We start from the raw sequence: 23,044 nt of genomic DNA, 5'->3' as shown, positions 1-23,044 counted from the left end.
TGCCGTCTTGTCGCAGGCAGGCTTTATCACCGTACGAACCATTACTCGCGTTTCAGGTATTTGCCCCATGCCGTTGCAGATTTGCATTCTGGAAACTGACATTCTTCGCCCCGAACTGGTCGGCCAGTATCAGGGTTATGGCCGGATGTTCGAGCGGCTGTTCGCTAGCCAGCCGCTCGCCGCCGAGTTCGCCGTATACAACGTGATGGAAGGCAGCTACCCGCCGGACAGCGAACACTACGACGCCTATCTGGTTACCGGCAGCAAGGCCGATTCGTTCGGCAGCGATCCCTGGATCGAAACCCTCAAGACCTATTTACTCGAGCGTTATGCCCGTGGCGACAAGCTGCTCGGCATCTGCTTCGGTCACCAATTGCTGGCGTTGCTGCTCGGCGGCAAGGCAGGGCGCGCCGAGCAGGGCTGGGGCGTGGGCACCCATCGCTACCGCCTGGCCCACCAGCCAGCTTGGATGACCCCGGTGCTGGAGGAACTGACCCTGCTGATCAGCCACCAGGACCAGGTCACCAAGCTGCCGGAAAATGCCACCCTGCTGGCATCCAGCGACTTCTGCCCGATCGCCGCCTACTGCATCGACGACCAGGTGCTGTGCTTCCAGGGCCACCCGGAGTTCATCCACGACTACTCCAAGGAGCTGCTGGAGATTCGCCAGCAGCACATTGGCGAAGAGGCTTATCTGAAAGGTGTGGACAGCCTGCAGCATGAGCACCAGGGCCATACGGTGGCCGAGTGGATGATGCGTTTCGTCGCCCACGGCAAGCAGGGCCTGGAGCTTTAGGTTAGGCCCAACAAAAAGCCCGGCATTGCAGCGATATTGCCCGGGCTTTTTCTGCCTCTCAGATTTTTCAGGCGCCTCGCGCCAGCTCCTCATCCATGGCGTTGATGCACTGTTGCATCTGCGCGCGGCAATCGAGCATCAGTTGGGGCAGGTCGTCCAGTTTCAGGCCGGCGGTGGGAATCGCCGGTAATGAACGAATCAGGATGTTGCCGCTGTTCCAGCGGTTCAAACGCATGCGCTTGGCGTAACTGCTGGCGCACACTGGGATGATCGGTACACCGGCGGCAAGCGCCATCTGAAAGGCGCCCTTCTTGAAGGACAACAGATCCTCGCCGAGGTTGCGGGTGCCCTCCGGGAACACCCAGATCGAGGTGTTCTTATGCTTGAGGGTGTCGGTGGTGGTGAGCATGGCGCGTTTGGCCTTGAGCGCATTGCTGCGGTCGAGCAACACGTTGCCGGCCAACCAGTAGAGCTGGCCGAAAAAGGGCACCCATTTCAGGCTTTTCTTGCCGATGCTGACGGTGCGCGGTGGTACCACGCGGCCAAGGATATACAGATCGTAATTGGATTGATGGTTGGCGACGATGACACAGGGGCTATTGTGCTCCAGCAGCGTTTTGACGTCGGTCTTCAGTTTCAGGCGTAACAACCACAGTGCCGGCAATGAATAGAGGCGGGCGCACAGGCGGCTGTTATCGGGGTTGAACGGACGGCTCAGGCCGAGGAGTAGGCCGAGGATACCCGCGAGGATAAAGTGCATGACCATCGCCAGCATGCGCAGAAGAAAAAGCATTGGTTACGACCGCCAGAACAAAGGGCGCGCAGTGTACGGGGGGGCAAGGGTTACGGCAAATGGCACTGATCGGAGGCCATTGCCGGCGATTCTGCAGCGTTTCACCGGGGTGGATCGAACGAGCGGTCAGCCACTCGCCCGTTCGATCCCGTGAAGGGTGGCCGCCAGCCAGGGCGGCCACGGGATCACACCTTGAAGCGGCTCAGCAGGCGGTCCTGATGACTCACCTGGTCGACCATCACGGCGCATTGCTGCACCTGCTGCTCGGCCCCGCTGGCGACTTCATGGCTGATGTCGCGGATGTTGGTGGTGTTGCGATTGATCTCTTCGGTGGTGGCGCTCTGTTCTTCTGCCGCGGTGGCAATCTGCAGATTCATGTCGTTGATGCGGGTGATCGCCTCGCGAATACGCCCCAGCATGTCATTGGCGGCGCTGGCCTCGTCAGCCGTTTTGCTGGCAGTGTCGCGGCTCTGCTGCATGCGCGTCTCGGCCTGTTTTACTCCGGTCTGCAGCTGATCGATCATCTGGCGGATTTCCTGGGTCGACTGTTGGGTGCGCGAGGCCAGCGAGCGCACTTCATCGGCCACCACAGCGAAACCTCGACCCGACTCGCCGGCGCGAGCCGCCTCGATCGCGGCATTGAGTGCGAGCAGGTTGGTCTGGTCGGCGATGCTGGTGATTACCGACAGGATCGACTCGATACTGTGGCTGAGCTTGGCCAGCTCGTTGATCGACTGGCTGGTGTCGTCCATCTCAGCGGCCAGGCGCTTGATCGCGGCGGTGGACTGCGAAACCACGGCGACGCCGTTCTCGGTTTCCTGGTCGGCGGCGATGGCCGCTTGAGCGGCGGCCTGGGCATTGCGTGCAACTTCTTCGGCGGTGGAAGCCATTTCCTGCATGGCAGTGGCCAGCTGGTCCAGTTCCAACAGCTGTTGTTGCAGGCGATTAGCCGATTGGTCGGCTTCGTTAGAGGTCAGCGTAGTGCTTGCTCTGACCTGACGAGAGCTGCTCATCACATCGCCAATCAGGCTCTGCAGGTTCTCCAGAAAGCTATTGAACTCGCGCTCGACCAAGGCGATTTCATCATTACCCTGGGCCGGCAGGCGGCGAGTGAGGTCGCCTTCGCCGCGGTTGATTTCGTTAAGCGAGCTGTGCAAGTTGGCCAGGGGTTTAAGCAGTCGGTTCATCAGCGCGGCCAGCAGCAGCAAGCTCAGTGCCACGCCGATCAAGGTACCTACCGCCGCACGCCAGCTCAGGGTGTTGGCTTCGCTCATCACTTTAGCTTCATCGAGCACCACGCCGATGTACCAATCCATGCCGTTGAGGTTGCTCAGCGGGGTAAAGGACACCAGCAGATCCTTGTCGCCGCCTGTAATGGCAGTCAGGGTTTGGTTTAGCGCCGGACTCTTGCCGTCGAACAGGGCGCTGAAGGATTTGCCGTTCAGGTTGGTATCCGGGTGCGAGATGATGTTGCCGTTGCGCGCGAGGAGAAACGCGTAGCCAGCGTCGTTGAAGTTCAGGGTATTGATGGTGTCGGAGATGGTCTTAAGGCTGATGTCACCGCCGAAGGCACCCTTGAACTGGCCTTGATCGCTGAGCTTGGCCACCGCAGAGATCAAAATTTCACCGGTGGCGGCGTCAGGGTAGGGCTCGGTCAGCATTGCATGACTGGCGGACTTCGCCACTGGGTACCAGGGCCGTTGCCGCGCATCCCAGCCAGTCGGGTTCCAGCTAGGGTCATTGGTGATGCGATTACCGTCGCTATCCAGGCCACCGAAAATCAGCAGGAATTGCTGCTTGAGGAGGGGTTGGTTGAATACGCGCTGGATCTGCTCATCGCCGAACTGGCTGTCGATATTTTGCGCCATCATGTCGATTAACTGCAGTTTGCCGTTCAGCCAGTTCTCAATCTGCCGGGCCAGAGCCCCGCTCGCATCATTAATGCTCGAGGCCGCTTGGTCGCTCAAGCTGGAGCGCACCTGGCTGACTTGGACAAACGAAAGCAGGCTGGTGGTGATAAACAACACCGTTGCTGCTGCCAGGCCCACTTTATGAGCAATCTTCATACGCGCATGTTCCTTGTAATTAGGTCGGCCAGCCTACTGTTGGCGGCGCGAGTCTATACGACTAAAGGCTTCGGTCATGATTTGATCGGCAGGCGACACGCTTTCTTGATGATCCGTCGATCGGTTGTTCGACGAGTGGCGTAGCGCAAGCCTGACATGCCTAAGCATCTGCGCAGAGAAGGCGTATCAATAGAGCCAGTAGCAGGGCCCGATGGGGCGAACATCTGGCATTGACCAGCGGTCTGAGGAGCGCGGTGGGACGGCACTGCGCCTGAGGCACACGCTACTGCATATTTTTTGCGCTTGCGGGCTTCACGGCGTGGCCCACTTGACGAGGCTAGCATGTCGACAATTAGCCGCGGGCGGAGGGCTATGGTCGTTTGCGTTTGGGAGGCATGAAGTCTTTTGTGTTGCCTGGTTTCCAGCGCTTATGCCAAAGAAGGCGGTGGTGGTCATGGCCGTGGCGAGGGTGGTGACCATGCCGGCCGGGAGGCTGAGCATGACGGCGGCCGAACATGTGGGCCGGGAAGGCGATCACAGGGGTGTCGAGTTTGGCGACGACAGAGGCGGAATGCACGCAGGCGTTATCAGTAACCGAGATAAGGCTGTAGTCCGCCCATCTGGGGTGCCTTCTCTAATAATGAAAAGCCCGGCATCGGGCCGGGCTTTTCATTATGCAGCGGAGACTTAGACCAGCTGCTGCTGATCCAGCTCAATGGCTTTGTCGAGGGTCTCCAGCAAGGCCTTGCGCACTTTCAGCTTGGTGTTCTTGTGCGCAGTCATGTTGATCTTCTTCATCTGCTGGGCGACTGCCTGAGCAGTGGCCAGCAGTTGCTCGGCAGGCACCACCTTATCGAGGAAGCCAGCATCCACCGCGCCTTGCGGATCGAACATCTCGCCATTGATCACCGAGCGGTGGAACGCCGATTTGCGCAGGCGGTCGCGCGCCAGTTCGATGCCGACATGGTGCATGGTCATACCGATCTGCACTTCATTCAGGCCAATGCTGAACGGGCCCTCGACGCCGATGCGGTAGTCGGCCGAGAGCAGGATAAAGGCCCCCTTGGCCACGGCATGGCCAGGGCAGGCGACGATGATCGGGAAGGGGTGGGCGAGCATGCGCCGAGCCAGGGTCGAACCCGCAGCAACCAGGTTGACCGCGTTCTGTGGGCCGGAGGTCATCACCTTGAGGTCGTAACCGCCGGACAGGATGCCCGGCTGGCCGGTGACGATGACGATCGCCTTGTCCTGTTCGGCACGATCCAATGCGGCATTGAAGGCGGCGATTACGTCTGGCGAGATGGCGTTAACCTTGCCGTTGCACAGGGTCAGGGTGGCAATACCGTCTTCGAATTGGTAGCTGATCAGGTCGCTCATTGCAGGTTCCTTGTACTGAAGTACCACAGACGTTACCCACCCGCACCGCCCAGGTAAAGCACCGCGGCTGACTGGTGAGTCAGCTGTGGCGGGCGATTGCAGCCTTTCGGCCTGATTGATACGGCAATTGGCGCCATGGGCGTGCGCTGCCTTAGCGTAGCGGCAGACTTGAGAGCTAGGCTGTGATGATGAGAAACGACAATTTGGCCATTAGCTGGTGTGCCGGGTTGCGGGCAGTATCTGCGTTGGCGCTGATACTGCGGGCTAGCAGCACACGCAGCTAAAGCCCGCAGGGCGTGATTGCCATGTTCTTGTTCAACCTGTTTATTTCCCTTAACGTCCTGCCGTTCGGCCACCTACGTTTCGAAGCCACGCCTCTGGCTTGCCGAGTGGATGCCGAATATTTGTTATAAGCGCATGAATCTTCTGAAAAAACCTTTGCCTTTGGCGAGCTGTTCGGCTAGATTAGCGCGCCTCGACAGACACCTAGTGTCAGTCGAGATCCGGTGAAGTGTCCGAGCGGTTGAAGGAGCACGCCTGGAAAGTGTGTATACGAGAAATCGTATCGTGGGTTCGAATCCCACCTTCACCGCCACTTTCGCAAAACCCCTGAGAGAGCAATCTTTCAGGGGTTTTTTGCTTTATGGATTCGCAGGTGTCGCAGGCGGTATCGGATGGCGCCCGCTGTCGGAAAATTAGGCGCTGGATGCGGACTTCGAGCAATCAGGTTCCACGGTGAAGGTCTTGTTGGAGTCCACCAGTCCAATCTTCTCTAGGGTGCGCCGACCGACAAGCACTGGATAGTTCATCCTGTCCCGGTCGTTCAGTGAGAACTGCTCTTCATATACCCGGTCGCCAAGGCATACCTTCATCAATACGACAGGGCGTCTTTCTGCCCCGCCGGCGCCACGGACTTTTATAGCTCGTTCTACCTTGCGTTCGAGCTGGGAGTTCACTTGCTTGTTGGTATCGATGTCTTCCAGCTCGATGTTGAAGCGCACCCAGTCGTCGCCATCCTTCTTGAAGCGTTCGACATCTTCGGCATGCATCGAGGAGGTCAGAGCGCCGGTGTCGAGCTTGAACTTTACTGCGACGTTCTCAGGCAGGATCACGCCTTCTTCAACCCAGCCAAGCACTTGCTGGGATTCGGCGAAAGCAGGTGCTGCGCATAGCGAAAGCAGTATTGCAGCCTGCACCAGGCCGCCGGATAAGCGGACGGGGGATAGTTGTTTATCGATCATCGACTACCTCTTTCAGTAGCTTACTAAGAGATAAGTAGAGTCGCCAGCCAGTGATACGTTCATAAAACCGTTACCGAGAGGCTGCCAGTACTTGGGTTTTTGTTGCTTTGCGTCTCGCTTCGGCGCCGGTTTCAGGCGCGTCTGTGCTTGGTGATGAGGCGTCCTGATCCATGCCACGCATAGGCACTATTAAGCCGACTGATTTCAGCTGTGGTGCGTGAAGGCATAGGGTGACCCCAAGTCCAAGCAAGGTTCTGGAGGTGACTATGCCGCACATCAACATCATGTCCATGGTCGGAACTGCAGTTCCGAGCGCTCTCAGGCTCGAAGGACATCTGGCCTGCTGGTATGTGGCGGTGGATGGCGTGCCGAAGTCCGGACCTTTTACCTCTCTGGATGCTGCGGTTGCCAGCAAGTCGATCTGGGAGCTTGAGTGGGTCATGCGCCAGAACGGCTTTCAGGTGCTGGCCGCGTAACGGTTTCCTGCGCTTCCCCTGGCGCACTTTGGCAGCGTGGACTGCCTGTTTTCTCCGTGTGCTTGCTCCGCACTCTTTGCCCGCCATTTGGCGGGTTTTTTTATATTGCCTCCTCCTCGCGCGCTGCTGTTCGGGCCTGCTAAGGCGCTAAACTGCGTGTTTTTATGGTGGGAAGCCCAAGCGTGAAGTGGGACATTTTCTGTAGCGTTGTCGATAACTACGGCGATATCGGGGTGACCTGGCGCCTGGCGCGGCAGTTGGCGGCCGAGCATGGGGTGGAGGTACGCCTGTGGCTGGATGACCTCGACGCCTTCGTTCGCCTGTGCCCACAGGCCGACAGGCATGCGGCGCAGCAATCCCGGCAGGGCGTGGAGGTTCGCCAGTGGCCGCTGTCTTGGCAACCGGTGCAGCCGGCGGATGTGGTGATCGAGGCGTTTGCCTGTGAATTGCCGCCGGCTTATGTTGCGGCGATGGCCGCGCGGCCGAGCAAGGTGTTGTGGCTCAATCTGGAGTACCTCAGCGCCGAGGACTGGGTCGAGGGCTGCCATGGCTTGCCGTCCTTGCAGTCGAATGGGCTACAGAAGTTTTTCTTCTTTCCCGGCTTCACCTCGGGCAGCGGTGGCTTGTTGCGCGAGCGTGAGCTACTGGCGCAGCGCCGTGCGTTTCAGGCCGATCCGCTGGTACGTGCGGCTTTTCTCCAGGGGCTGGGGGTGGCGTCGATCGCGGGCGCGCGGCTGGTCTCGTTGTTCGCCTACGAGAACCGCGGCCTGGCCAGTTGGCTGGAGGTCCTGGCGGCGGACACCCGGGTTACTCAGTTGCTGGTGCCGGAAGGGCGCATTCTCGCCGATCTGCAAGCCTGGCTCGGTTGCGCGGCGCTGGTTGCTGGCGATCGTCAGCAGCGCGGTCAGTTGCACGTCCAGGTACTGCCTTTCGTCGAGCAGGAGCAGTACGACCGCCTGCTCTGGAGTTGCGACTTCAATGCGGTGCGCGGTGAGGACTCGTTCGTCCGCGCGCAGTGGGCCGGGCGACCGTTGCTCTGGCATATCTATGAGCAAGGGGAGGGCGCTCACTGGGACAAGCTCGAGGCGTTTCTGGCACTTTACGTCAAGGGCCTGTCGCCTGCCGCGAGTGCGGCGCTGGAGGGGCTGTGGCGGGCGTGGAATGCCGGTGAAGGCATGGGCGCGAGTTGGAATGCGCTGTTGCAGGTGTGGCCAGAACTGGCCGAGCATGCCGAACGCTGGTGTCTACAACGGGCTTCTCAGGCTGATCTTGCAGAGACGCTGGTAGAGTTTTACTTAAATTGGCTATGATACGCGGCCTAGAATTCCGTATCTCCATCCAAATCCGGATATTAGTATGAAAACCGCACAAGAAATGAAGCCCAACAGTGTGGCCCTGATTGACGGCCAGCCTTGGCTTATCCAGAAGGCCGAGTTCACCAAGTCCGGTCGTAACAGCGCTATCGTTAAAATGAAACTGCGCAACCTGCTGACTGGTTCCTCGACCGAGACCGTGTACAAGGCCGACGACAAGCTCGAGCCGGTCATCCTCGATCGCGTCGCTGTGACCTACTCCTATTACAGCGAGCCGAACTACGTCTTCATGGACGATGAGTTCAACCAGTACGAGCTCAACCAGGATGACCTGGAAAGCGTTATGCCGTTCATCGTCGACGGCATGAGCGATATCTGCGAAGCCGTGTTCTTCGAGGGCAAAGTGGTTTCGGTCGATCTGCCGACTACCATCGTGCGTCAGATCACCTACACCGAAGGTTCCGCCCGTGGCGACACTTCCGGCAAGGTGATGAAGACTGCCAAGCTGAGCAACGGCACTGAAGTTCGGGTTGCAGACTTCTGCAATATCGACGACTGGATCGAAATCGATACTCGCTCCGGCGAATACAAGTCCCGCGCAAAAGCCCCAGTCTAAATACTGGCTTTACCCGCGAGCAGAAAAAAGCCCGGCCTGGTGTCGGGCTTTTTTCTGCCTGGGATTTGTCGATAGGCCAGGAGGTTGTTGCGGGCCGCGCAGGCTGGACGGGGCAAAGTCTGACATGGCGTCGGTGAGTCGTGTAAACAGCGGAACGCCGCCTGGCCCACCAATCTGGCTGGTATTGGTGTTGTCTGATGGTGGGTTGCGGTACGGCAAATTTTGCGGTTGGCCGTGCTGTTGTGCGTTGCGTCTAACCTACTCTGGTTAGTGACGGTTCAGGCCGCTTTGCAGGGTCAAGTCCCAGGGCGGTATTGGACCGAAGCGGGCTTTGAGAAATTCCAGCAGCAGGCGGCTGCGCGAGGCGCTTTCGCGTTCCAGGCGCAGGGCGTAGATGCCGCTCGGTTCCGGCGCCGGCAGACCGGTTTCGCAGAACAGTGGCAGCAATTCGCCGCGCAGCAGGTAATCGCTGATCAGCCAGGTCGGCAGGTGAGCGATGCCGAGGCCGGCGAGGGCGCCGAACAGTAGGGTTTCGGCGTTGTTGGCGATCATGCGCAGGCGTTTCGGCCGGCAGATCTGCAGCTTGCCGTCGACGTCGAAGCGCCAGGCGTAGGGTGGCGCCAGGCTGTCCCAGTCGAGGCCGTCGTGCTCGACCAGTTCGCAGGGCGAGCGCGGCACGCCGTGTCGTGCCAGGTAATCCGGGCTGGCGCAGACCACCCGCACCAGTGGCGAGAGAGCGGTTGCGACCAGGCGGGTGTCGGCCAGCGGGCCGATGCGCAGCACCAGGTCGACTTCGCCGAGGTGCGCGCCATGCAGGTCGATGAAGCTGTCGATCAGGCGCAGTTGCACATCCAGCCCCGGATAGGCGACGAGAAACTCGGCAATCGCTGGTGCCAGGTGGCGCCTGCCAAAGGGCGCTGGCGCATCGATGCGGATCAGTCCCTCCGGCGCGCTGCTCAGCGATACGGCTTCTGCGCGGGCCAGGTGCAGTTCCGCAATGATGCGCCGGGCACGCTCGGCAAAGGCCAGTCCCGCCGGGGTGGCACGTACCGCGTGAGTGCTGCGGCTGAACAGGCTGCTACCGAGCGAGTGTTCCAGCGTATCAATGCGCCGGGCCACGGCGGAGGGGGTGAGCGGATGGCGCCTGGCGGCGGCGGAGAAGCTGCCAGTGTCCAGCACGTCGAGAAACAGGCTGAGTTGGTCGGTAAGGGCGTCGGGGTTCATGTGTGGCTCGCTTATGCGTAATCAGCACAGCGATTGTGCGCTGCTGTGCGTTTCCGGGCCAGTACTGGCTGGTTAGCATGCGCAGGACGCCAATGGAGCCACTGATGAACCTGATCGACTTTGCCCTGAATCTGCTCCTCGGTGTGTTGCTGGGTACGCTAGGCGGCCTGCTCGGCATCGGCGGTGGTTTGATCGCGATCCCCGCTTTGGGCGTGCTGTTCAGCCTCGACCAACAGTTGGCCCAGGGCACGGCCCTGGTAATGGTGGTGCCAAATGTGCTGCTGGCGCTGTGGCGCTATCACCAGCGCAACCGCATCGACCTGCGCCACGCGTTGACCCTGGCACTCAGCGGCTTCTTGTGTGCCTTGCTCGGGGCGGATTGGGCGGTGACATTGGATGCCGAACGCATGCGCTCGGCCTTTGTCGGTTTTCTGTTGGCGCTGGCGCTCTACAACCTGTCGCGGGTGTATTGGCGCCCTGCTGCGGGCAACAGTGAGCTACGCCACCCCTGGCCCTGGCTGGCGGCGCTGGGCAGTGGCGCTGGTTTGCTCGGCGGCCTGTTTGGGGTCGGTGGCGCGGTGTTGGCCGCGCCGGTATTGACCAGCGTGTTCGGCACTACTCAGGTCGTCGCCCAGGGCCTAGCATTGGCGCTGGCGGCGCCCAGTACCGCAGTGACCTTGGTGACCTATGCGTTGCACGACCATGTCGACTGGGCGCTGGCGCCTCCCTTGGCAATTGGCGGGCTGCTCAGCATCAGTTGGGGAGTGAGGCTTGCCCACGCCTTGCCCGAACGGCTGTTGCGCGCGCTGTTCGCCGCTTTCCTGCTGCTCTGTGCGCTGCTGCTCGGTCTTAGAGCCTGAAGCCTTCGACGATGTGCTCGGCCAGGGTTTCGGTTACCGGCGACTGGCTGTGCGAGTTACGCAGCAGCACGATGCTGGCCGAGGGCATGGCCGGTAGGCCTTCCGCCTCACCGATGATGCGCATATCCGGGGTGATCAGGCTCTGCAACTGCGCGGTGATCGCCAGGCCGGCGCTGACCACCGCCATGATCGCCGAGAGGCTGGGGCTGGTGTAGGCGATGCGGTATGGGCGCTCCATGGCATCCAGCGCATTGCAGGCCCAGGAGCGGCAGAAGCACTGGGCATTGAACATCGCCAGCGGCAGCGGCTCCAGTTCGTGCGGGCTGAAACCCTGAGCCTCGGCCCAGACCACGCGCTCCTGGCGTAACAGTTGGCCGATTTCGGTGCCCGGTTCGCGGGTGACGATGGTCAGGTCCAGGTCTTGGCGTTGCAGCAGCTGGAACGACGGTTCGCAGTGCAACTCCACCTGCACCAGCGGATAGGCCTGGGCGAAGCGCGAGAGAATCCCCGGCATAAAGCGCATCACATAGTCATCCGGGGTGCCGATGCGCACCGAGCCGACCATATGTGGCTCGCGCAGGGTGTTCATCACTTCGCCGTGCAGCTTTAGGATGCGGCGGGCGTAGCCGAGCAGCACCTGTCCTTCGGCGGTCAGGCTGAGCTGGCGTCCGTCGCGCTGGAACAGCGGACGCTGCACCACGTCTTCCTCCAGGCGTTTCATCTGCATGCTGACCGCAGACTGGGTACGGTTGACCATCTCAGCTGCTCGGGTAAAGCCGCCGTTGTCGGCGATGGCGACGAAGGTACGCAGCAGCTCGCTGTCGATGCTCGGGTAGCTGGCCATTCATCAATCTCCGAGATGGAAGGCATAAGAAACATTCGTTGGATTGATCATAAGCCCAGCGCGAGACTGTCGCCAACCCCACAGGAGGGCGACGAGATGAAAGGTCAAAAAGGTTATGCGCTAGTTAATCGGGTGCCTCGCAGTGGCATCAGTCTGAGTGCTCTTGCCCGAGCTGCATGGCTGCAGCTTATGCGTTGGCAGCAATTGGCAAAACAGCGTCGGCAGTTGGCTACGCTTAACGATGCGGCGCTCAAGGATATGGGGCTCAATCGCGGCGATGTGTTTCGCGAGACCGAGCGGCCGTTCTGGGATGATCCATTAGCGAAAGCAGCGGGCTGCGATAAATCGGAGTATTGAGATGCAAGTAAAGGTGCGGATCGTCAACGCTTTTGTCGATGGCGGAGCAGGCGGCAATCCTGCCGGCGTGGTGCTGCAGGCCGACGCATTGGATAGCCGGCACAAGCAGGCGATCGCTGCTCAGGTGGGGCTGTCGGAAACCGCCTTCGTTTCCAGCTCAACGAGTGCGGCGTTTAAACTGGAGTTTTTCACCCCCGCCCTGCAGATCGCGCATTGTGGCCACGCGACGGTGGCCACGTTTTCTCTGCTGCGCCAGTTGGGCATGGTCGCAGAGGGCTGGACCAGTAAGGAAACCATCGACGGCAACCGCGACATCCTGATCCAGGCGGACATGGCGTTCATGGAGCAGCGCGCGCCGGACTACCTCGACCTGGGCGATGACCCGGCCCTGCTCGCCGAGGTGCTGGCAGCCTTGGGTAGCGATCCCGCGCAGCTGTTACCTGGCGTTTGGCCGGCGCGAGTGAGTACCGGTGGCGCTTTTGTTGTCATTGCGCTGGTGGATGAGGCGCAGGTGCATGCCCTGCATCCCGATCAGGCGGCATTGACGCGACTCAGCGAGCGACTCGATCTTATCGGCTTCTATGCCTTTTCCCGACAGACGCAGCATCCGGGCCGGGCGGCGGGTGCGCGCATGTTCGCGCCGCGCTACGGCATCGACGAAGAGTCTGCCACTGGCATGGCGGCAGGGCCGTTGGCCTGTTTCCTCCATGACCGCATGCAGCTGCCGGGGTCACGCCTGCTGATCGAGCAGGGTTACCTGATGCAACCACCATCGCCCAGTGTGATCACCGTCGACCTGCAATTGGCGCAGGGGCGCATTGAGCGGCTGCTGGCTGGCGGCAAGGCGCAGACGATGCATGAGCTGACCCTCGATCTATGAATCTGGGGCATTGTCCGCCGAGATGACAGGGCATAGCTGTCTGTGTTCATTGCGCGGCGCAGCGCGATGTACTGGGTTTGGCGAGGGTAGTGGATCGGTGGATCGGCAACCGGCTGTGGGTTCCGCTACAATGCGCGCCGAATTCGATTTGCCTGAGAGCTTGCCCATGTCCGCTTGCCAGACCCCGATCATCGTTGCCTTGGATTTCCCGACCCGTGATGCCGCCCTGGCGCTGGCCGAACGGCTCGATCCCAAGCAGTGCCGGGTCAAGGTCGGCAAGGAGCTGTTCACCCGTTGTGGTCCGGAGATCGTCACGGCCCTGGGCGACAAGGGTTTTGAGGTGTTCCTCGACTTGAAATTCCACGATATTCCCAACACCACGGCGATGGCGGTCAAAGCGGCCGCCGAACTGGGCGTGTGGATGGTCAACGTGCACTGCTCGGGTGGCCTACGCATGATGGCGGCCTGCCGTGAAACCCTCGATGCCCTGAGCGGCGCTAAGCCGCTGTTGATCGGTGTAACCGTGCTGACCAGCATGGAGCGCGAGGATCTGGCCGGCATTGGCCTGGATATCGAACCCCAGGCGCAAGTCTTGCGTCTGGCGGGGCTGGCCGCGCAAGCCGGGATGGATGGCCTGGTGTGTTCCGCCCAGGAAGCCCAAGCGCTCAAGACCGCTTATCCGGGGTTACAGTTGGTCACTCCCGGCATTCGTCCGGCGGGCAGCGCCCAAGACGATCAACGGCGTATTCTGACTCCGCGCCAGGCGCTGGATGTCGGCTCCGATTATTTGGTCATCGGCCGGCCGATCAGTCAGGCCATCGACCCTGCGCAGGCCTTGGCTGCGGTCGTGGCCGAGCTGACCTGAACGCGTGTGAAATAGCCCGTTTGCGGCGCTCGATATTTTCACAACCACTAAGCGCCGCCACGCGCTTATGCACTGTTCTTTTTGACTAACCAGGTTTTTGCCATGCATCCCGCCGCCGAAGATTCGCCACTGGGTAAATCCAGCGAATACATCGCAACCTACACGCCATCGTTGCTGTTCCCGATTGCGCGCGCAGCCAAGTGGGCCGAACTGGGCCTGACGGCCGAGACGCTGCCTTACCAGGGTGTGGACTTCTGGAACTGCTTCGAGTTGTCCTGGCTGTTGCCTTCCGGTAAGCCGGTGGTGGCCATTGGCGAGTTCGCCATACCGGCGGATTCGCCGAATATCATCGAGTCGAAATCCTTCAAGTTGTACCTCAACTCGCTGAATCAGACGGTTTTCAATGATCTGAGTGAATTGCTCACGCTGCTGCAGCAGGATTTGTCAGCCGCGGCGGGCAAGCCGGTGGGTGTGCGCGTGCGCAGTTTGGCCGAGGTGACTGCCGAAGGCGTGGCGACGTTGCCAGGGCCGTGCATCGATGAGCTGGATGTGCTCATCAGCAACTATGCGCAGCCGCAGCCTGAGTTGCTGCGTTGCGAGCCGCAGTTGTTAGTCGAGGAAAGCCTGCACAGCCACCTGTTGAAATCCAACTGCCCGGTCACCGGCCAGCCGGATTGGGGTAGCGTGGTGGTGCAGTACCGCGGTGCGGCGCTGGATCACGCCAGCTTGCTGGCCTATCTGGTGAGCTTTCGCCAGCATGCAGATTTCCACGAGCAGTGCGTGGAACGCATTTTTCTCGACTTGCAACACCTGCTCCAACCCGAGTACCTGACGGTGTATGCCCGTTACGTACGTCGCGGCGGACTGGACATCAATCCCTATCGCAGTACGGCCGCAATAGCGCCGGACAACCGGCGGTTGGTGCGGCAGTAAGCGGAGAAGGGCGGCCAGCTTGGGAAGCGGTTTAACGCATCAGGGCAGCTTGCCGCAGTCGCTTAGATCCCCATGTTGGCCAGGCTCTGCAGGATGTTGCGCAAGGTGCCGGCCAGGGTCGGGTGACTGGCTTCGAAGCGTTCCACGGCCAGGTTGACGCCATCGACCAGGGTTGCATCTGGTGCCGCCGCCGCTTGGCGGGCCAGTTGGAGCTCGATTTCCTGGGTCAGGACAAATAGCGACGCCCGTTCTTCTTCAGTCAGTGGCGGATCCTGAGCCAACTGATCGCGCAGCTCTTGCAACTGTTGCTGCAGGCGGTTTGCAGGCATAAAACTCTCCCTTTATTAATAGGCAAAACATTGGCCACGCGCCTTCGCGAAGGCCCTTGCATGCCTGCTAGGGTAATCCAAGCGGCGCTGCTTTGCTTGCCCGGGATCAAATCTTCAGCGGCTGTGGGCGAGCGATCGCCAGTTCGGTTCGCGGCATTTTGCTTCGATAGATAGCCCGCCACTGACGCCTGGGCGCGCGGCCCGGATAGAAACGAGCATTTTTACTAAACGTTCAGGGTTTTTCGCCTTTTTGTCGGCGTGAGCCGAGGTCGACCAGGCAGGGTCCGAGTTCGCTCAATTGATCGATTACCGCATGCACGCCGAGGCGATACAGGGTCAAGGTCGCCTGGGTGCGTAAACGGTCGCGCTCGGCTGCTGCGAGGGCTTGCCAGTCTGCTGGTGCCTGGTTACAGAGTGATCCACAGGCCGCCAGGCCGATGGTCCACAGCCCGGCATTGAGGCCCGCCTGGAGCAGGCGCGGTTCGCCGCTGATCAGCACGCAGCCATCGAGCTGCGCGACCTGCAAGTCCACCAGCGCCTGCCAGCAGGCGTCCGGCGCGGGCCAGGCGCGACCGGCTCGGCTCGGGGCGGCGCGGAGCCAGTCGGGCAATGGGGTTGCCAGGGCGATGCTGGCATCGCGCGGCAGCTCATCGAGCCAGGCACAGGGCACATTCTGCAGATGCAGTTGTTGCAACTGCTCCAGGGCGCCCGGAGTGACTTCGGCATGCTCGCCGGCTGCTGCGCTCAACGCCTGCTCGAAGGTCTGTCGCTCGCCGGCGTTGGGCGTGCGGCCAAGTCGTTGTTCCAGGGCAGTATGGCCAGCGTTGCTCTGTTCCTCGCCGTGTCGTGGATACAAACGCTGCATGGCCGTGGGTAATGTGCGTGCACCAAAGTCCACCAGACAACCGGATAAACCGAAGAGCACCGCACTGAAGGCGGGTGGGGCGGTTGGCATACGGGTCATCCTTGAATTGATAAGGTCCAGTCTGCAGCCTGTTTGTGACGATGGGATGAAGCTGTCGTGACGGTCACCGCCAGCGGCGCCCGATTCCTATGGTGGGTATTTACTACCTGATAAACGGCGCCATGACTATTGTCCATGTCTCGCCTAACGAGGCTGTGAGCACTATCGAATAAGTGTTTTTTCCTGCGCTTGCTGGCCCCCTGCTGCCTATTTGGTTGCGTCAGGCTTTATACTGCCGGCCTCAATGGCTGCCTTGGGCCGGCCTACAACTTTTTCTCAAGGAGAGACCCCTAATGCCTGTATTCGGTGCGAGTTGGATCGATCGTCTGGGCCGATTGTTTGCCTGTGCCAGCCTGGTGCTGCTGCCATTGGTGGCTCAGGCCGCCGAAGAGGATCCTTGGGAAGGCGTCAATCGGCTGATCTTTCGCTTCAACGACACCCTCGATACCTATGCGCTGAAGCCTTTGGCGCAGGGCTATCAGGCGGTAACCCCGCAGTTCCTCGAAGACGGCGTGCATAACGTCTTCGGCAATATCGGTGACGTCGGCAACCTGGCCAACAACGTGCTGCAAGGCAAGCTGCACGATGCCGGTGTGGACACCAGTCGGGTGATCTTCAACACCACTTTTGGCGTGCTGGGTTTCTTCGATGTGGCCAAGAAAATGGGCCTGCAACGCAGCGACGAAGACTTCGGTCAGACGTTCGGCGCCTGGGGCCTGGGCAGCGGACCCTATGTGGTGCTGCCGCTGCTAGGCCCGAGTACGGTGCGCGACACTTTCAGCAAAGCGCCGGACAGCCTGCTCCAGCCTTACCGCTATATGGGCCATGTGCCGACCCGTAACCTCACGCGCGGAGTGGATGTCATCGATACCCGCGCCAGTCTGCTGTCGGCTGAGCGGTTGATCAGTGGCGATAAGTACATCTTCATCCGCAACGCCTACCTGCAGAATCGTGAGTTCAAGGTGCGCGACGGTGATGTCGAGGACGACTTCTAACATTCTTGCTTTCACGCTCATGTAAAAAAGGCGGCCAGCTCGGGCCGCCTTTTTGCGTCTTGAGTCCTGCGGGTCTCAACTCATCGACAGAATCGCCAGGCCCAGGGTCTGGCGGCCATTGTCCAGGTCGCTGACGCGGACCACCTCGGCCTCGGCAATCAGCCCTTTGAGTTGGTTATGGTCGGAGGCGATATGCACCTTGATCTTGTCGCCCATCTTCAGCGCACACTCGACTTCGAGCTGCATGCCGGTACTCGACAAGTCGAGGCACAGTGCGGGAATTTCCTTTCCGGCATGTTGCAGGGTGACTGGTGCTTCCAGTCGCATACGGATGTAATCGCGCTTTTCACTGTAATCGTGATTACTTTGGCTCATGGACGCTATCCTCTTTAGTTGTAGGGTTCTCCTGTGGTCCTTATAACCTTCGCCGATTTGAGGTGTAAAGTCGCGTAGTGATGGCCGGTGCATGCTTGAATCGAGGTGCGTATGGGAGTACCGTCAGCGCCTTGAGATGAACCGAGTATGCGCGCGCAGGCTGACGGCCTGGTGCTCACGCCTAGCCTTGCCCCGGCGCAGTTTGCCTGGATACCCAATGCACAAAACCAGTGCCACGCTGCTGATTATCGATGACGACGAAGTGGTGCGTGCGAGTCTCGCGGCCTACTTGGAAGACAGCGGATTCAGCGTTCTGCAAGCCTGTAATGGCCTGGAAGGCTTCGACCTCTTCCAGCGTGAACAGCCGGATGTAGTGATTTGCGATCTGCGTATGCCGCAGGTCGATGGTCTCGAGCTGATTCGCCGGATCAACCAACTGCAGGTAGCGGCCCCGGTTATCGTGGTATCGGGCGCCGGTGTGATGAGTGACGCGGTCGAAGCCTTGCGCCTGGGTGCCGCCGATTACCTGATCAAACCCTTGGAAGACCTCGCGGTGCTCGAGCATTCGGTGCGCCGTGTGTTGGATCGTGCGCATCTGCGTCTGGAGAACCAGCGCTATCGGGAGCAACTGGAAGCAGCCAACCGCGAGCTGCAAGCCAGCCTGCATCTGTTGCAGGAAGACCAGAACGCCGGTCGGCAGGTACAGATGAACATGCTGCCGGTCACGCCCTGGCAAGCCGATGGCCTGCAGTTCGCCCACCAGATCATTCCGTCGCTCTACCTGTCCGGGGATTTCGTCGACTACTTTCGCGTCGATGAGCGCCGCATCGCCTTTTACCTAGCGGATGTGTCCGGGCATGGCGCTTCTTCGGCATTCGTCACTGTGCTGCTGAAGTTCATGACCACTCGTTTGCTCTATGAGTTGCGGCGCAATGGTAGTTTTCCCGAGTTCAAGCCTTCGGAAGTCCTCGGTCATATCAATCGCGGCTTGATCAATTGCAAGCTGGGCAAGCATGTGACCATGCTCGGTGGGGTCATCGATGAGCAGTTGGGTCAGCTGACTTACAGCATCGGTGGTCATCTGCCGCTGCCAGTGCTGTACAGCGAAGGCGAGGCGCACTACCTGACGGGTCGTGGTTTACCGGTTGGCTTGTTCGATGAGGCGCAATACACGGATCATGTGCTGCAGTTGCCCGAGTCGTTCAGTTTGACGCTGCTGTCCGACGGTATTCTCGACCTGCTGCCAGGCGATACCTTGCAGGAAAAAGAGCTCGCGCTACCGCAGTTAGTCAGCTCGGCAGGCGGAACCCTGGATGGGTTGCGTCAAGTGTTGGGCCTGGCCAATCTGGCGGATATGCCGGATGATATTGCCTTGCTGGTGTTAAGCAGGAACCTTGCATGAATCCTGGTATGAGCCCCGGTAGAATCCAGTTCGCCGAACAAGACGGTACCTTCGTCCTGAAGTTTGTCGGTGAAGTGCGCCTGACCCTGTGTTCGGCGCTGGATTCCACCATTGAAAAGATTTTTACTGCGCTGAATTTCTCCGCCATCGTCATCGACCTGACCGAGACGCGCAGTATCGACAGCACCACCTTGGGCCTGCTGGCCAAGTTGTCGATTCTCTCGCGGCAGAAGATTGGTCTGCTGCCAACCGTAGTGACCACCCACCCCGACATCACCCGACTGTTGCAGTCGATGGGCTTCGATCAGGTGTTCAACATCGTCGATACGCCGATTCCCTGTCCAGAGTGTCTGGACGATCTGCCATCGCAGGATCAATCGGAAGAAGTGGTACGGGCCAAGGTGCTGGAAGCTCACCGCATTTTGATGGACCTGAACGACTCCAATCGCGAAGCCTTCCATGACCTGGTCAGTGCGCTAGAGCATTACTGATAGATTACTGTGTTTCACACGTGCGGGGCGTTCGATGAAAATCGGCGCCCCGCATTGCATTCAGGTGATGTCGGCGAGCAGCTTTTCCAGCTTTTCCTGATCGCGAGCGAATTGACGAATGCCTTCGGCAAGTTTCTCCGTGGCCATCGGGTCCTCGTTCATCGCCCAGCGGAACTGGCTTTGCTCGAGGTTTTGCCGTGCTTCGGCGGGCTGGCCGCTGCTCAGCATGCGCTCGAGCGGGGACTGGTCATCGGCCAGTTGCTGCAACAGATCCGGGCTGATGGTCAGGCGGTCGCAACCGGCCAACTGCTCGATCTGGCCAATATTGCGGAAGCTGGCGCCCATCACTACGGTCGCGTAGCCATTGGCCTTGTAGTAGTTGTAGATGCGCGTCACCGACTGCACACCCGGATCCTCTGCGCCAACGAAATCACGCCCTTCGGCCTTCTTGTACCAGTCATAGATCCTGCCCACGAACGGTGAGATCAGGAACGCCCCGGCATCGGCGCAGACCTGGGCCTGGGCGAAGGAGAACAGCAGCGTGAGGTTGCACTGGACACCGGCTTTTTCCAGTTGCTCGGCGGCGCGGATGCCTTCCCAGGTCGCGGCGATCTTGATCAGTACCCGCTCGCGGCCAATGCCAGCCTGGTCATACAGGTCGATCAGACGCTCGGCGCGGCGCAAGGTGGCCTGAGTATCGAAGGACAGACGCGCATCGACTTCGGTGGAAATGCGCCCCGGGATGATCTTGAGAATTTCCTGACCGACCGTCACGCCGAAGCGGTCGCAGGCCAGGCCCAGGTCACCCTGGCTGGCGTTGACTGCATTTTTCAGCAATTGAGCGTAGCCCGGCATGGCGGCGGCTTTAAGCAGCAGTGACGGATTGGTGGTGGCGTCGACCGGTTGCATGCGGGCGATGGCATCGAGGTCGCCGGTATCGGCGACCACAGTGGTGAATTGTTTGAGTTGATCCAGCTTGGAAGTCATGGCGTTGCCTTGTCGTTACTGATGCCATGACCTTACCCGAGTCAGCGCCCTTGCAGCAATTGCGCCGCCTGGTCGAATAGCGCCAGGGGCTCGGCAGTCTTGTGAATATCCACCGACAAGAGCTGGCGGAAGCGCCGGGCGCCGTTGAAACCCTGGGCCAGGCCGAGCATGTGGCGGGTGATGTGGTGCATGCTGCCGCCATCGGCCAGGTGCTCGGCGATATAGCCGCGCATCGATTGCATCGCCTCGAAGCGGCTGAGTACCGCTTCCGTCGAGCCGAATAGCTGTTGATCGACCTGGGCCAGCAGGTAGGGATTGTGATACGCCTCGCGGCCGAGCATCACGCCATCGAAGCTCTGCAGGTGCGTCTGGCATTCCTCCAGGGTCTTGATGCCGCCGTTGAGGATGATCTGCAGATCCGGGAAGTCGCGTTTGACCAGCGCCGCCAGGTCATAGCGCAGCGGCGGTACTTCGCGATTTTCCTTGGGTGACAGCCCGGAAAGAATGGCAATACGCGCATGCACGGTGAAGCTCTGGCAGCCGGCATCGCGTACCTGACCGATGAAATCGCACAGCTCTGCGTAGCTGTCGCGGCCGTCGATGCCGATACGGTGCTTGACCGTCACTGGAATGCTCACCGCATCGCGCATGGCCTTGACGCACTCGGCGACCAGCGCCGGGTGGGCCATCAGGCAGGCGCCGATCATATTGTTCTGCACCCGGTCGCTGGGACAGCCGACATTCAGGTTGACCTCGCCGTAGCCCGCCGCTTCAGCCAACTTGGCGCAGGCCGCCAGCTCGGCCGGCACGCTGCCGCCTAACTGCAGGGCCAGCGGGTATTCCGCTGCGCTGTGACGCAGAAAGCGCGCGCTATCACCATGCAGCAGGGCGCCGGTAGTGACCATCTCGGTATAGAGCAGTGCCTGCCGCGACAGTTGACGCAGGAAATAACGGCAGTGACGATCTGTCCAATCCATCATGGGCGCAACGGAGAAGCGGCGGGACACTGTAGGCAGCGTAGTTATTGGGCTTAAGGCTTCTAGCATGGGGCTCTCTGGTGTGCGCGTTTGCAACGTATTCCGGGGCTTGCAGGGCATTTTAAAAACTTGGTTGGTACGCTGTACCACCCCAAAGCCCGCTTCTACCACCCCGTTTGAGGGTGTATCAGCATGGCTACGATCAGGCCGCGAAAGAAGGCTGACGGCTCGGTTAGTTACACGGCGCAGCTTCGAATCATAAAAGATGGGGTGCAAGTTTACACTGAGAGGCAAACCTTCGCGCAGTCAGAAGGCTGCAGAGGCCTGGGCCAAGCGTCGTGAAAACGAGCTGAGTGAGCCAGGTGCAATCGAGCGAGCGCAGGAGGATGGGTTACTGCTTAAAGACGTGATCGCCCAATACCTGCAGGAAGTAGCCCAAGCCACACCCCTGGGTAAAACCAAAGAGGCCACCCTTAAAGCCATTTCACGCTGCTACCTGGGCGAGTTAGGTGCACATGAACTCACCAGCCAGGTGCCGGTCGACCACACCCTGTAGCGCATGAGTGCGGAGGGCGGCAACGGACAGCCGCAAACCGCAGGTAATGATCTAGCGAACCACGGGGCCGTGCAGGGAGTATGACGTGTGGTACCACCTGCCAGATTACCTAGCGCCTCTCATTCTGGAGACGTTCTAACCTGCGTCAGCGAAGACTACAGGCCACTCGCCATACAGCAGTTTGTCGACCCGAGTCACGTCGAATCGAGTGACGCTTATGACGCTTCAAGTGTGCTCAGCGTGGTCGTGAGGCGGCGCTTCGAAATCCAATAAGCCGGACGAAGACACTGCCAATTGCGTTAGCTTGCGGCGCAGCGTGTCGGTAAATTCAAGGGTCAGCCGCGATTTGGCGCGTTGGGCCGGATAGAGGATGTTGTAGACGAAACTGATCCTCGGTTCGAATCGTTTCACCACCAGCCCTTGCGGCGCGAAGTGCAAGGCCGTCAGCGGGTCGACCAGGGTGACGCCGCTACCGGCCAGCACGAATGAACAGGCTACATAGCACAGCTGCGTATCGACGATCAGCTGACGGCTGACGCCCGCCCGCTCGAAGACCTCGTCGACCTTATAGCGCACGCTTTGCTCGGTGCCGAGGGAGATAAACGACTCGCCCTTGAGGTCCTCGGGCGTGATCACCGACTTATTTGCCAGCCGATGGCCAGCTGGCAAGACACAGACCATACGGCTGTCGGCCAACGGCTGGACATCGATGGCCGGGTCGGAAACGTTGGTGGCGACAATGCCAACATCGTAGTGCTGAGTGGCAATCCAGTCGGCGACCTGCTGCGAGCTCCTGACCTGCAAGGTCACGGAGACGCCGCGATGATCGCTGATGAAGTCCTGCACTACATTTGGCAGGAAGCCGATGGACACCGCAGGCATGGTTGCGATCCGCAGCGTGCCGCGGTGATAGCCGCGCAACTCATCCGCGGTTCTGGCCAGTTTCTCGATGCCGACAAAGGATTTCTCTACCTCCTCGAACAAGATCAAGGCCTCGGGCGTCGGCGTCAGACGTTTCTTGTGACGCTCGAACAGCCTGAGTTGAACGGCATCCTCGAAGTCCGCCAGCAGTCGGCTCACTGCCGGTTGCGACACGCAGAGAATCTCCGCAGCGCCGGTAATGGTGCCGGCAATCATCACCGCACGGAAGGCCTCGGCCTGCCGATGACTTAGTTTCGCCACATGCCCTCCAGCTGGCCCTAGGCCGCAAAAATACAATGGGTGCAGAGCAAGGTCATAACATTTGGTTATCTAATGCTAACAATAAACGATTTGATGTTATCAAGTGCGCCGAGCAAAATCTGCCCCATAAACGTCCAACAAGAGA

Annotated in this window: 24 protein-coding genes, 1 tRNA gene and 2 pseudogenes; 14 read left to right on the top strand and 13 right to left on the bottom strand. The window is 60.2% G+C overall.

The window, feature by feature from the left end; all coding sequences use genetic code 11:
• Positions 1–67: 67 nt before the first annotated feature.
• Complete coding sequence (locus B2D37_RS07510; RefSeq protein ID WP_079202121.1) at positions 68–796, top strand: amidotransferase; 729 nt, start codon at positions 68–70, stop codon at positions 794–796.
• Between the two features lie 67 nt (positions 797–863).
• Here the strand turns inward: B2D37_RS07510 and B2D37_RS07505 are convergent, their stop codons facing one another.
• The 4 genes and pseudogenes from B2D37_RS07505 to B2D37_RS07490 all read right to left on the bottom strand — a co-directional run bounded on the left by B2D37_RS07505 (position 864) and on the right by B2D37_RS07490 (position 5,032).
• Positions 864–1,589 (bottom strand): 1-acylglycerol-3-phosphate O-acyltransferase, encoded by a 726-nt coding sequence (locus tag B2D37_RS07505; protein ID WP_079202120.1) that lies wholly within the window; start codon positions 1,587–1,589, stop codon positions 864–866.
• 185 nt (positions 1,590–1,774) lie between these two features.
• Positions 1,775–2,602 (bottom strand): methyl-accepting chemotaxis protein, encoded by an 828-nt coding sequence (locus B2D37_RS24115; RefSeq protein ID WP_371915445.1) that lies wholly within the window; start codon positions 2,600–2,602, stop codon positions 1,775–1,777.
• A 30-nt stretch (positions 2,603–2,632) separates the two neighbouring features.
• Positions 2,633–3,655: pseudogene (locus B2D37_RS24110) on the bottom strand (cache domain-containing protein); the annotation flags it as partial.
• A 687-nt stretch (positions 3,656–4,342) separates the two neighbouring features.
• Positions 4,343–5,032 carry a crotonase/enoyl-CoA hydratase family protein gene (locus tag B2D37_RS07490; protein WP_079202117.1) on the bottom strand — a complete coding sequence of 230 codons (690 nt, stop codon included), beginning with the start codon at positions 5,030–5,032 and terminating at the stop codon, positions 4,343–4,345.
• Positions 5,033–5,537: 505 nt separating this feature from the next.
• Between B2D37_RS07490 and B2D37_RS07485 the strand changes: the two genes are divergently transcribed.
• Positions 5,538–5,627, top strand: a tRNA-Ser gene (locus B2D37_RS07485).
• 100 nt (positions 5,628–5,727) lie between these two features.
• Here B2D37_RS07485 and B2D37_RS07480 read toward each other — a convergent pair.
• Positions 5,728–6,273 carry an ATP-dependent zinc protease gene (locus tag B2D37_RS07480; protein WP_079202116.1) on the bottom strand — a complete coding sequence of 182 codons (546 nt, stop codon included), beginning with the start codon at positions 6,271–6,273 and terminating at the stop codon, positions 5,728–5,730.
• 266 nt (positions 6,274–6,539) lie between these two features.
• Here B2D37_RS07480 and B2D37_RS07475 point away from each other — a divergent pair, with 266 nt between their 5' ends.
• The 3 genes from B2D37_RS07475 (at position 6,540) to efp (ending at position 8,678) form a co-directional block, all read left to right on the top strand.
• Positions 6,540–6,749 (top strand): hypothetical protein, encoded by a 210-nt coding sequence (locus tag B2D37_RS07475; RefSeq protein ID WP_079202115.1) that lies wholly within the window; start codon positions 6,540–6,542, stop codon positions 6,747–6,749.
• 182 nt (positions 6,750–6,931) lie between these two features.
• Entirely contained in the window at positions 6,932–8,059 is a 1,128-nt protein-coding gene (gene earP / locus B2D37_RS07470; RefSeq protein WP_371915432.1) for an elongation factor P maturation arginine rhamnosyltransferase EarP, read from the top strand.
• 46 nt (positions 8,060–8,105) lie between these two features.
• Positions 8,106–8,678 (top strand): elongation factor P, encoded by a 573-nt coding sequence (gene efp, locus B2D37_RS07465; RefSeq protein WP_079202113.1) that lies wholly within the window; start codon positions 8,106–8,108, stop codon positions 8,676–8,678.
• Between the two features lie 267 nt (positions 8,679–8,945).
• On the opposite strand, the gene B2D37_RS07460 is transcribed toward efp, so the two are convergent.
• The gene (locus B2D37_RS07460; RefSeq protein WP_079202112.1) at positions 8,946–9,902 is read right to left on the bottom strand and encodes a LysR family transcriptional regulator; all 957 of its coding nucleotides are present in this window, start codon (positions 9,900–9,902) and stop codon (positions 8,946–8,948) included.
• A 104-nt stretch (positions 9,903–10,006) separates the two neighbouring features.
• Here B2D37_RS07460 and B2D37_RS07455 point away from each other — a divergent pair, with 104 nt between their 5' ends.
• Positions 10,007–10,762 (top strand): sulfite exporter TauE/SafE family protein, encoded by a 756-nt coding sequence (locus B2D37_RS07455; protein ID WP_079202111.1) that lies wholly within the window; start codon positions 10,007–10,009, stop codon positions 10,760–10,762.
• Here B2D37_RS07455 and B2D37_RS07450 read toward each other — a convergent pair.
• Positions 10,752–11,606 carry a LysR substrate-binding domain-containing protein gene (locus tag B2D37_RS07450; protein ID WP_079202110.1) on the bottom strand — a complete coding sequence of 285 codons (855 nt, stop codon included), beginning with the start codon at positions 11,604–11,606 and terminating at the stop codon, positions 10,752–10,754. The genes B2D37_RS07455 and B2D37_RS07450 overlap by 11 nt on opposite strands.
• 96 nt (positions 11,607–11,702) lie before the next feature.
• On the opposite strand from B2D37_RS07450, the gene B2D37_RS07445 reads away from it, so the two are divergent.
• The 4 genes from B2D37_RS07445 (at position 11,703) to queF (ending at position 14,641) form a co-directional block, all read left to right on the top strand.
• A complete protein-coding gene (locus B2D37_RS07445; protein ID WP_079202109.1) occupies positions 11,703–11,963 on the top strand; it encodes a DUF1127 domain-containing protein in 261 nt (86 codons plus the stop codon).
• A gap of 1 nt (position 11,964) precedes the next feature.
• Positions 11,965–12,843, top strand: coding sequence for a PhzF family phenazine biosynthesis protein (locus B2D37_RS07440; protein WP_079202108.1), 879 nt, complete (start codon positions 11,965–11,967; stop codon positions 12,841–12,843).
• A 166-nt stretch (positions 12,844–13,009) separates the two neighbouring features.
• Positions 13,010–13,708 (top strand): orotidine-5'-phosphate decarboxylase, encoded by a 699-nt coding sequence (gene pyrF, locus B2D37_RS07435; RefSeq protein ID WP_079204928.1) that lies wholly within the window; start codon positions 13,010–13,012, stop codon positions 13,706–13,708.
• Positions 13,709–13,810: 102 nt separating this feature from the next.
• Positions 13,811–14,641: an NADPH-dependent 7-cyano-7-deazaguanine reductase QueF gene (gene queF, locus B2D37_RS07430; protein ID WP_079202107.1), complete on the top strand. Its 831-nt coding sequence runs from the start codon at positions 13,811–13,813 to the stop codon at positions 14,639–14,641.
• Positions 14,642–14,703: 62 nt separating this feature from the next.
• On the opposite strand, the gene B2D37_RS07425 is transcribed toward queF, so the two are convergent.
• Both B2D37_RS07425 and B2D37_RS07420 read right to left on the bottom strand, forming a co-directional pair.
• Positions 14,704–14,970, bottom strand: coding sequence for a DUF4404 family protein (locus B2D37_RS07425; protein WP_079202106.1), 267 nt, complete (start codon positions 14,968–14,970; stop codon positions 14,704–14,706).
• 232 nt (positions 14,971–15,202) lie between these two features.
• Positions 15,203–15,925 (bottom strand): phosphatase, encoded by a 723-nt coding sequence (locus B2D37_RS07420; protein ID WP_079202105.1) that lies wholly within the window; start codon positions 15,923–15,925, stop codon positions 15,203–15,205.
• A gap of 302 nt (positions 15,926–16,227) precedes the next feature.
• On the opposite strand from B2D37_RS07420, the gene B2D37_RS07415 reads away from it, so the two are divergent.
• The gene (locus B2D37_RS07415; protein ID WP_079202104.1) at positions 16,228–16,929 is read left to right on the top strand and encodes a VacJ family lipoprotein; all 702 of its coding nucleotides are present in this window, start codon (positions 16,228–16,230) and stop codon (positions 16,927–16,929) included.
• Between the two features lie 75 nt (positions 16,930–17,004).
• Here B2D37_RS07415 and B2D37_RS07410 read toward each other — a convergent pair whose 3' ends face one another.
• The gene (locus tag B2D37_RS07410) at positions 17,005–17,304 is read right to left on the bottom strand and encodes a PilZ domain-containing protein (RefSeq protein WP_079202103.1); all 300 of its coding nucleotides are present in this window, start codon (positions 17,302–17,304) and stop codon (positions 17,005–17,007) included.
• Positions 17,305–17,521: 217 nt separating this feature from the next.
• Between B2D37_RS07410 and rssB the strand changes: the two genes are divergently transcribed.
• Entirely contained in the window at positions 17,522–18,706 is a 1,185-nt protein-coding gene (gene rssB / locus B2D37_RS07405) for a two-component system response regulator RssB (RefSeq protein ID WP_079202102.1), read from the top strand.
• A gap of 8 nt (positions 18,707–18,714) precedes the next feature.
• A complete protein-coding gene (rssC, locus tag B2D37_RS07400; protein WP_079204927.1) occupies positions 18,715–19,197 on the top strand; it encodes an anti-sigma factor antagonist RssC in 483 nt (160 codons plus the stop codon).
• A 60-nt stretch (positions 19,198–19,257) separates the two neighbouring features.
• On the opposite strand, the gene tal is transcribed toward rssC, so the two are convergent.
• Together tal and dusA are read right to left on the bottom strand one after the other, a co-directional pair.
• The gene (gene tal, locus B2D37_RS07395; RefSeq protein ID WP_079202101.1) at positions 19,258–20,184 is read right to left on the bottom strand and encodes a transaldolase; all 927 of its coding nucleotides are present in this window, start codon (positions 20,182–20,184) and stop codon (positions 19,258–19,260) included.
• A 41-nt stretch (positions 20,185–20,225) separates the two neighbouring features.
• Positions 20,226–21,230, bottom strand: coding sequence for a tRNA dihydrouridine(20/20a) synthase DusA (gene dusA, locus B2D37_RS07390; RefSeq protein WP_079202100.1), 1,005 nt, complete (start codon positions 21,228–21,230; stop codon positions 20,226–20,228).
• Between the two features lie 123 nt (positions 21,231–21,353).
• Between dusA and B2D37_RS23310 the strand changes: the two are divergent.
• Positions 21,354–21,798 (top strand): annotated as a pseudogene (locus B2D37_RS23310) (site-specific integrase); the annotation flags it as partial.
• A gap of 144 nt (positions 21,799–21,942) precedes the next feature.
• Here B2D37_RS23310 and B2D37_RS07380 read toward each other — a convergent pair.
• The gene (locus tag B2D37_RS07380; protein WP_079202099.1) at positions 21,943–22,899 is read right to left on the bottom strand and encodes a LysR family transcriptional regulator; all 957 of its coding nucleotides are present in this window, start codon (positions 22,897–22,899) and stop codon (positions 21,943–21,945) included.
• Positions 22,900–23,044: the final 145 nt, after the last annotated feature.

Source organism: Pseudomonas sp. CC6-YY-74, assembly GCF_002025205.1.
Classification (GTDB): domain Bacteria; phylum Pseudomonadota; class Gammaproteobacteria; order Pseudomonadales; family Pseudomonadaceae; genus Aquipseudomonas; species Aquipseudomonas paeninsulae.
This window is presented reverse-complemented; position numbering and strand designations above follow the sequence as displayed.

What these genes read in the sequence shown, in the direction of transcription:
- B2D37_RS07455 (WP_079202111.1), top strand. Translation starts at nt 10,007, where the DNA reads ATGAACCTGATCGACTTTGCCCTGAATCTGCTCCTCGGTGTGTTGCTG.
- efp (WP_079202113.1), top strand. Translation starts at nt 8,106, where the DNA reads ATGAAAACCGCACAAGAAATGAAGCCCAACAGTGTGGCCCTGATTGAC.
- B2D37_RS07475 (WP_079202115.1), top strand. Translation starts at nt 6,540, where the DNA reads ATGCCGCACATCAACATCATGTCCATGGTCGGAACTGCAGTTCCGAGC.
- B2D37_RS07415 (WP_079202104.1), top strand. Translation starts at nt 16,228, where the DNA reads ATGCCTGTATTCGGTGCGAGTTGGATCGATCGTCTGGGCCGATTGTTT.
- B2D37_RS07440 (WP_079202108.1), top strand. Translation starts at nt 11,965, where the DNA reads ATGCAAGTAAAGGTGCGGATCGTCAACGCTTTTGTCGATGGCGGAGCA.
- queF (WP_079202107.1), top strand. Translation starts at nt 13,811, where the DNA reads ATGCATCCCGCCGCCGAAGATTCGCCACTGGGTAAATCCAGCGAATAC.
- B2D37_RS07490 (WP_079202117.1), bottom strand. Translation starts at nt 5,032, where the DNA reads ATGAGCGACCTGATCAGCTACCAATTCGAAGACGGTATTGCCACCCTG.
- dusA (WP_079202100.1), bottom strand. Translation starts at nt 21,230, where the DNA reads ATGCTAGAAGCCTTAAGCCCAATAACTACGCTGCCTACAGTGTCCCGC.
- B2D37_RS07510 (WP_079202121.1), top strand. Translation starts at nt 68, where the DNA reads ATGCCGTTGCAGATTTGCATTCTGGAAACTGACATTCTTCGCCCCGAA.
- rssC (WP_079204927.1), top strand. Translation starts at nt 18,715, where the DNA reads ATGAGCCCCGGTAGAATCCAGTTCGCCGAACAAGACGGTACCTTCGTC.
- B2D37_RS07450 (WP_079202110.1), bottom strand. Translation starts at nt 11,606, where the DNA reads ATGGCCAGCTACCCGAGCATCGACAGCGAGCTGCTGCGTACCTTCGTC.
- B2D37_RS07410 (WP_079202103.1), bottom strand. Translation starts at nt 17,304, where the DNA reads ATGAGCCAAAGTAATCACGATTACAGTGAAAAGCGCGATTACATCCGT.
- B2D37_RS07460 (WP_079202112.1), bottom strand. Translation starts at nt 9,902, where the DNA reads ATGAACCCCGACGCCCTTACCGACCAACTCAGCCTGTTTCTCGACGTG.
- pyrF (WP_079204928.1), top strand. Translation starts at nt 13,010, where the DNA reads ATGTCCGCTTGCCAGACCCCGATCATCGTTGCCTTGGATTTCCCGACC.
- B2D37_RS07480 (WP_079202116.1), bottom strand. Translation starts at nt 6,273, where the DNA reads ATGATCGATAAACAACTATCCCCCGTCCGCTTATCCGGCGGCCTGGTG.
- B2D37_RS07425 (WP_079202106.1), bottom strand. Translation starts at nt 14,970, where the DNA reads ATGCCTGCAAACCGCCTGCAGCAACAGTTGCAAGAGCTGCGCGATCAG.
- B2D37_RS07445 (WP_079202109.1), top strand. Translation starts at nt 11,703, where the DNA reads ATGAAAGGTCAAAAAGGTTATGCGCTAGTTAATCGGGTGCCTCGCAGT.
- B2D37_RS24115 (WP_371915445.1), bottom strand. Translation starts at nt 2,602, where the DNA reads ATGAGCAGCTCTCGTCAGGTCAGAGCAAGCACTACGCTGACCTCTAAC.
- B2D37_RS07420 (WP_079202105.1), bottom strand. Translation starts at nt 15,925, where the DNA reads ATGCCAACCGCCCCACCCGCCTTCAGTGCGGTGCTCTTCGGTTTATCC.
- B2D37_RS07505 (WP_079202120.1), bottom strand. Translation starts at nt 1,589, where the DNA reads ATGCTTTTTCTTCTGCGCATGCTGGCGATGGTCATGCACTTTATCCTC.
- rssB (WP_079202102.1), top strand. Translation starts at nt 17,522, where the DNA reads ATGCACAAAACCAGTGCCACGCTGCTGATTATCGATGACGACGAAGTG.
- tal (WP_079202101.1), bottom strand. Translation starts at nt 20,184, where the DNA reads ATGACTTCCAAGCTGGATCAACTCAAACAATTCACCACTGTGGTCGCC.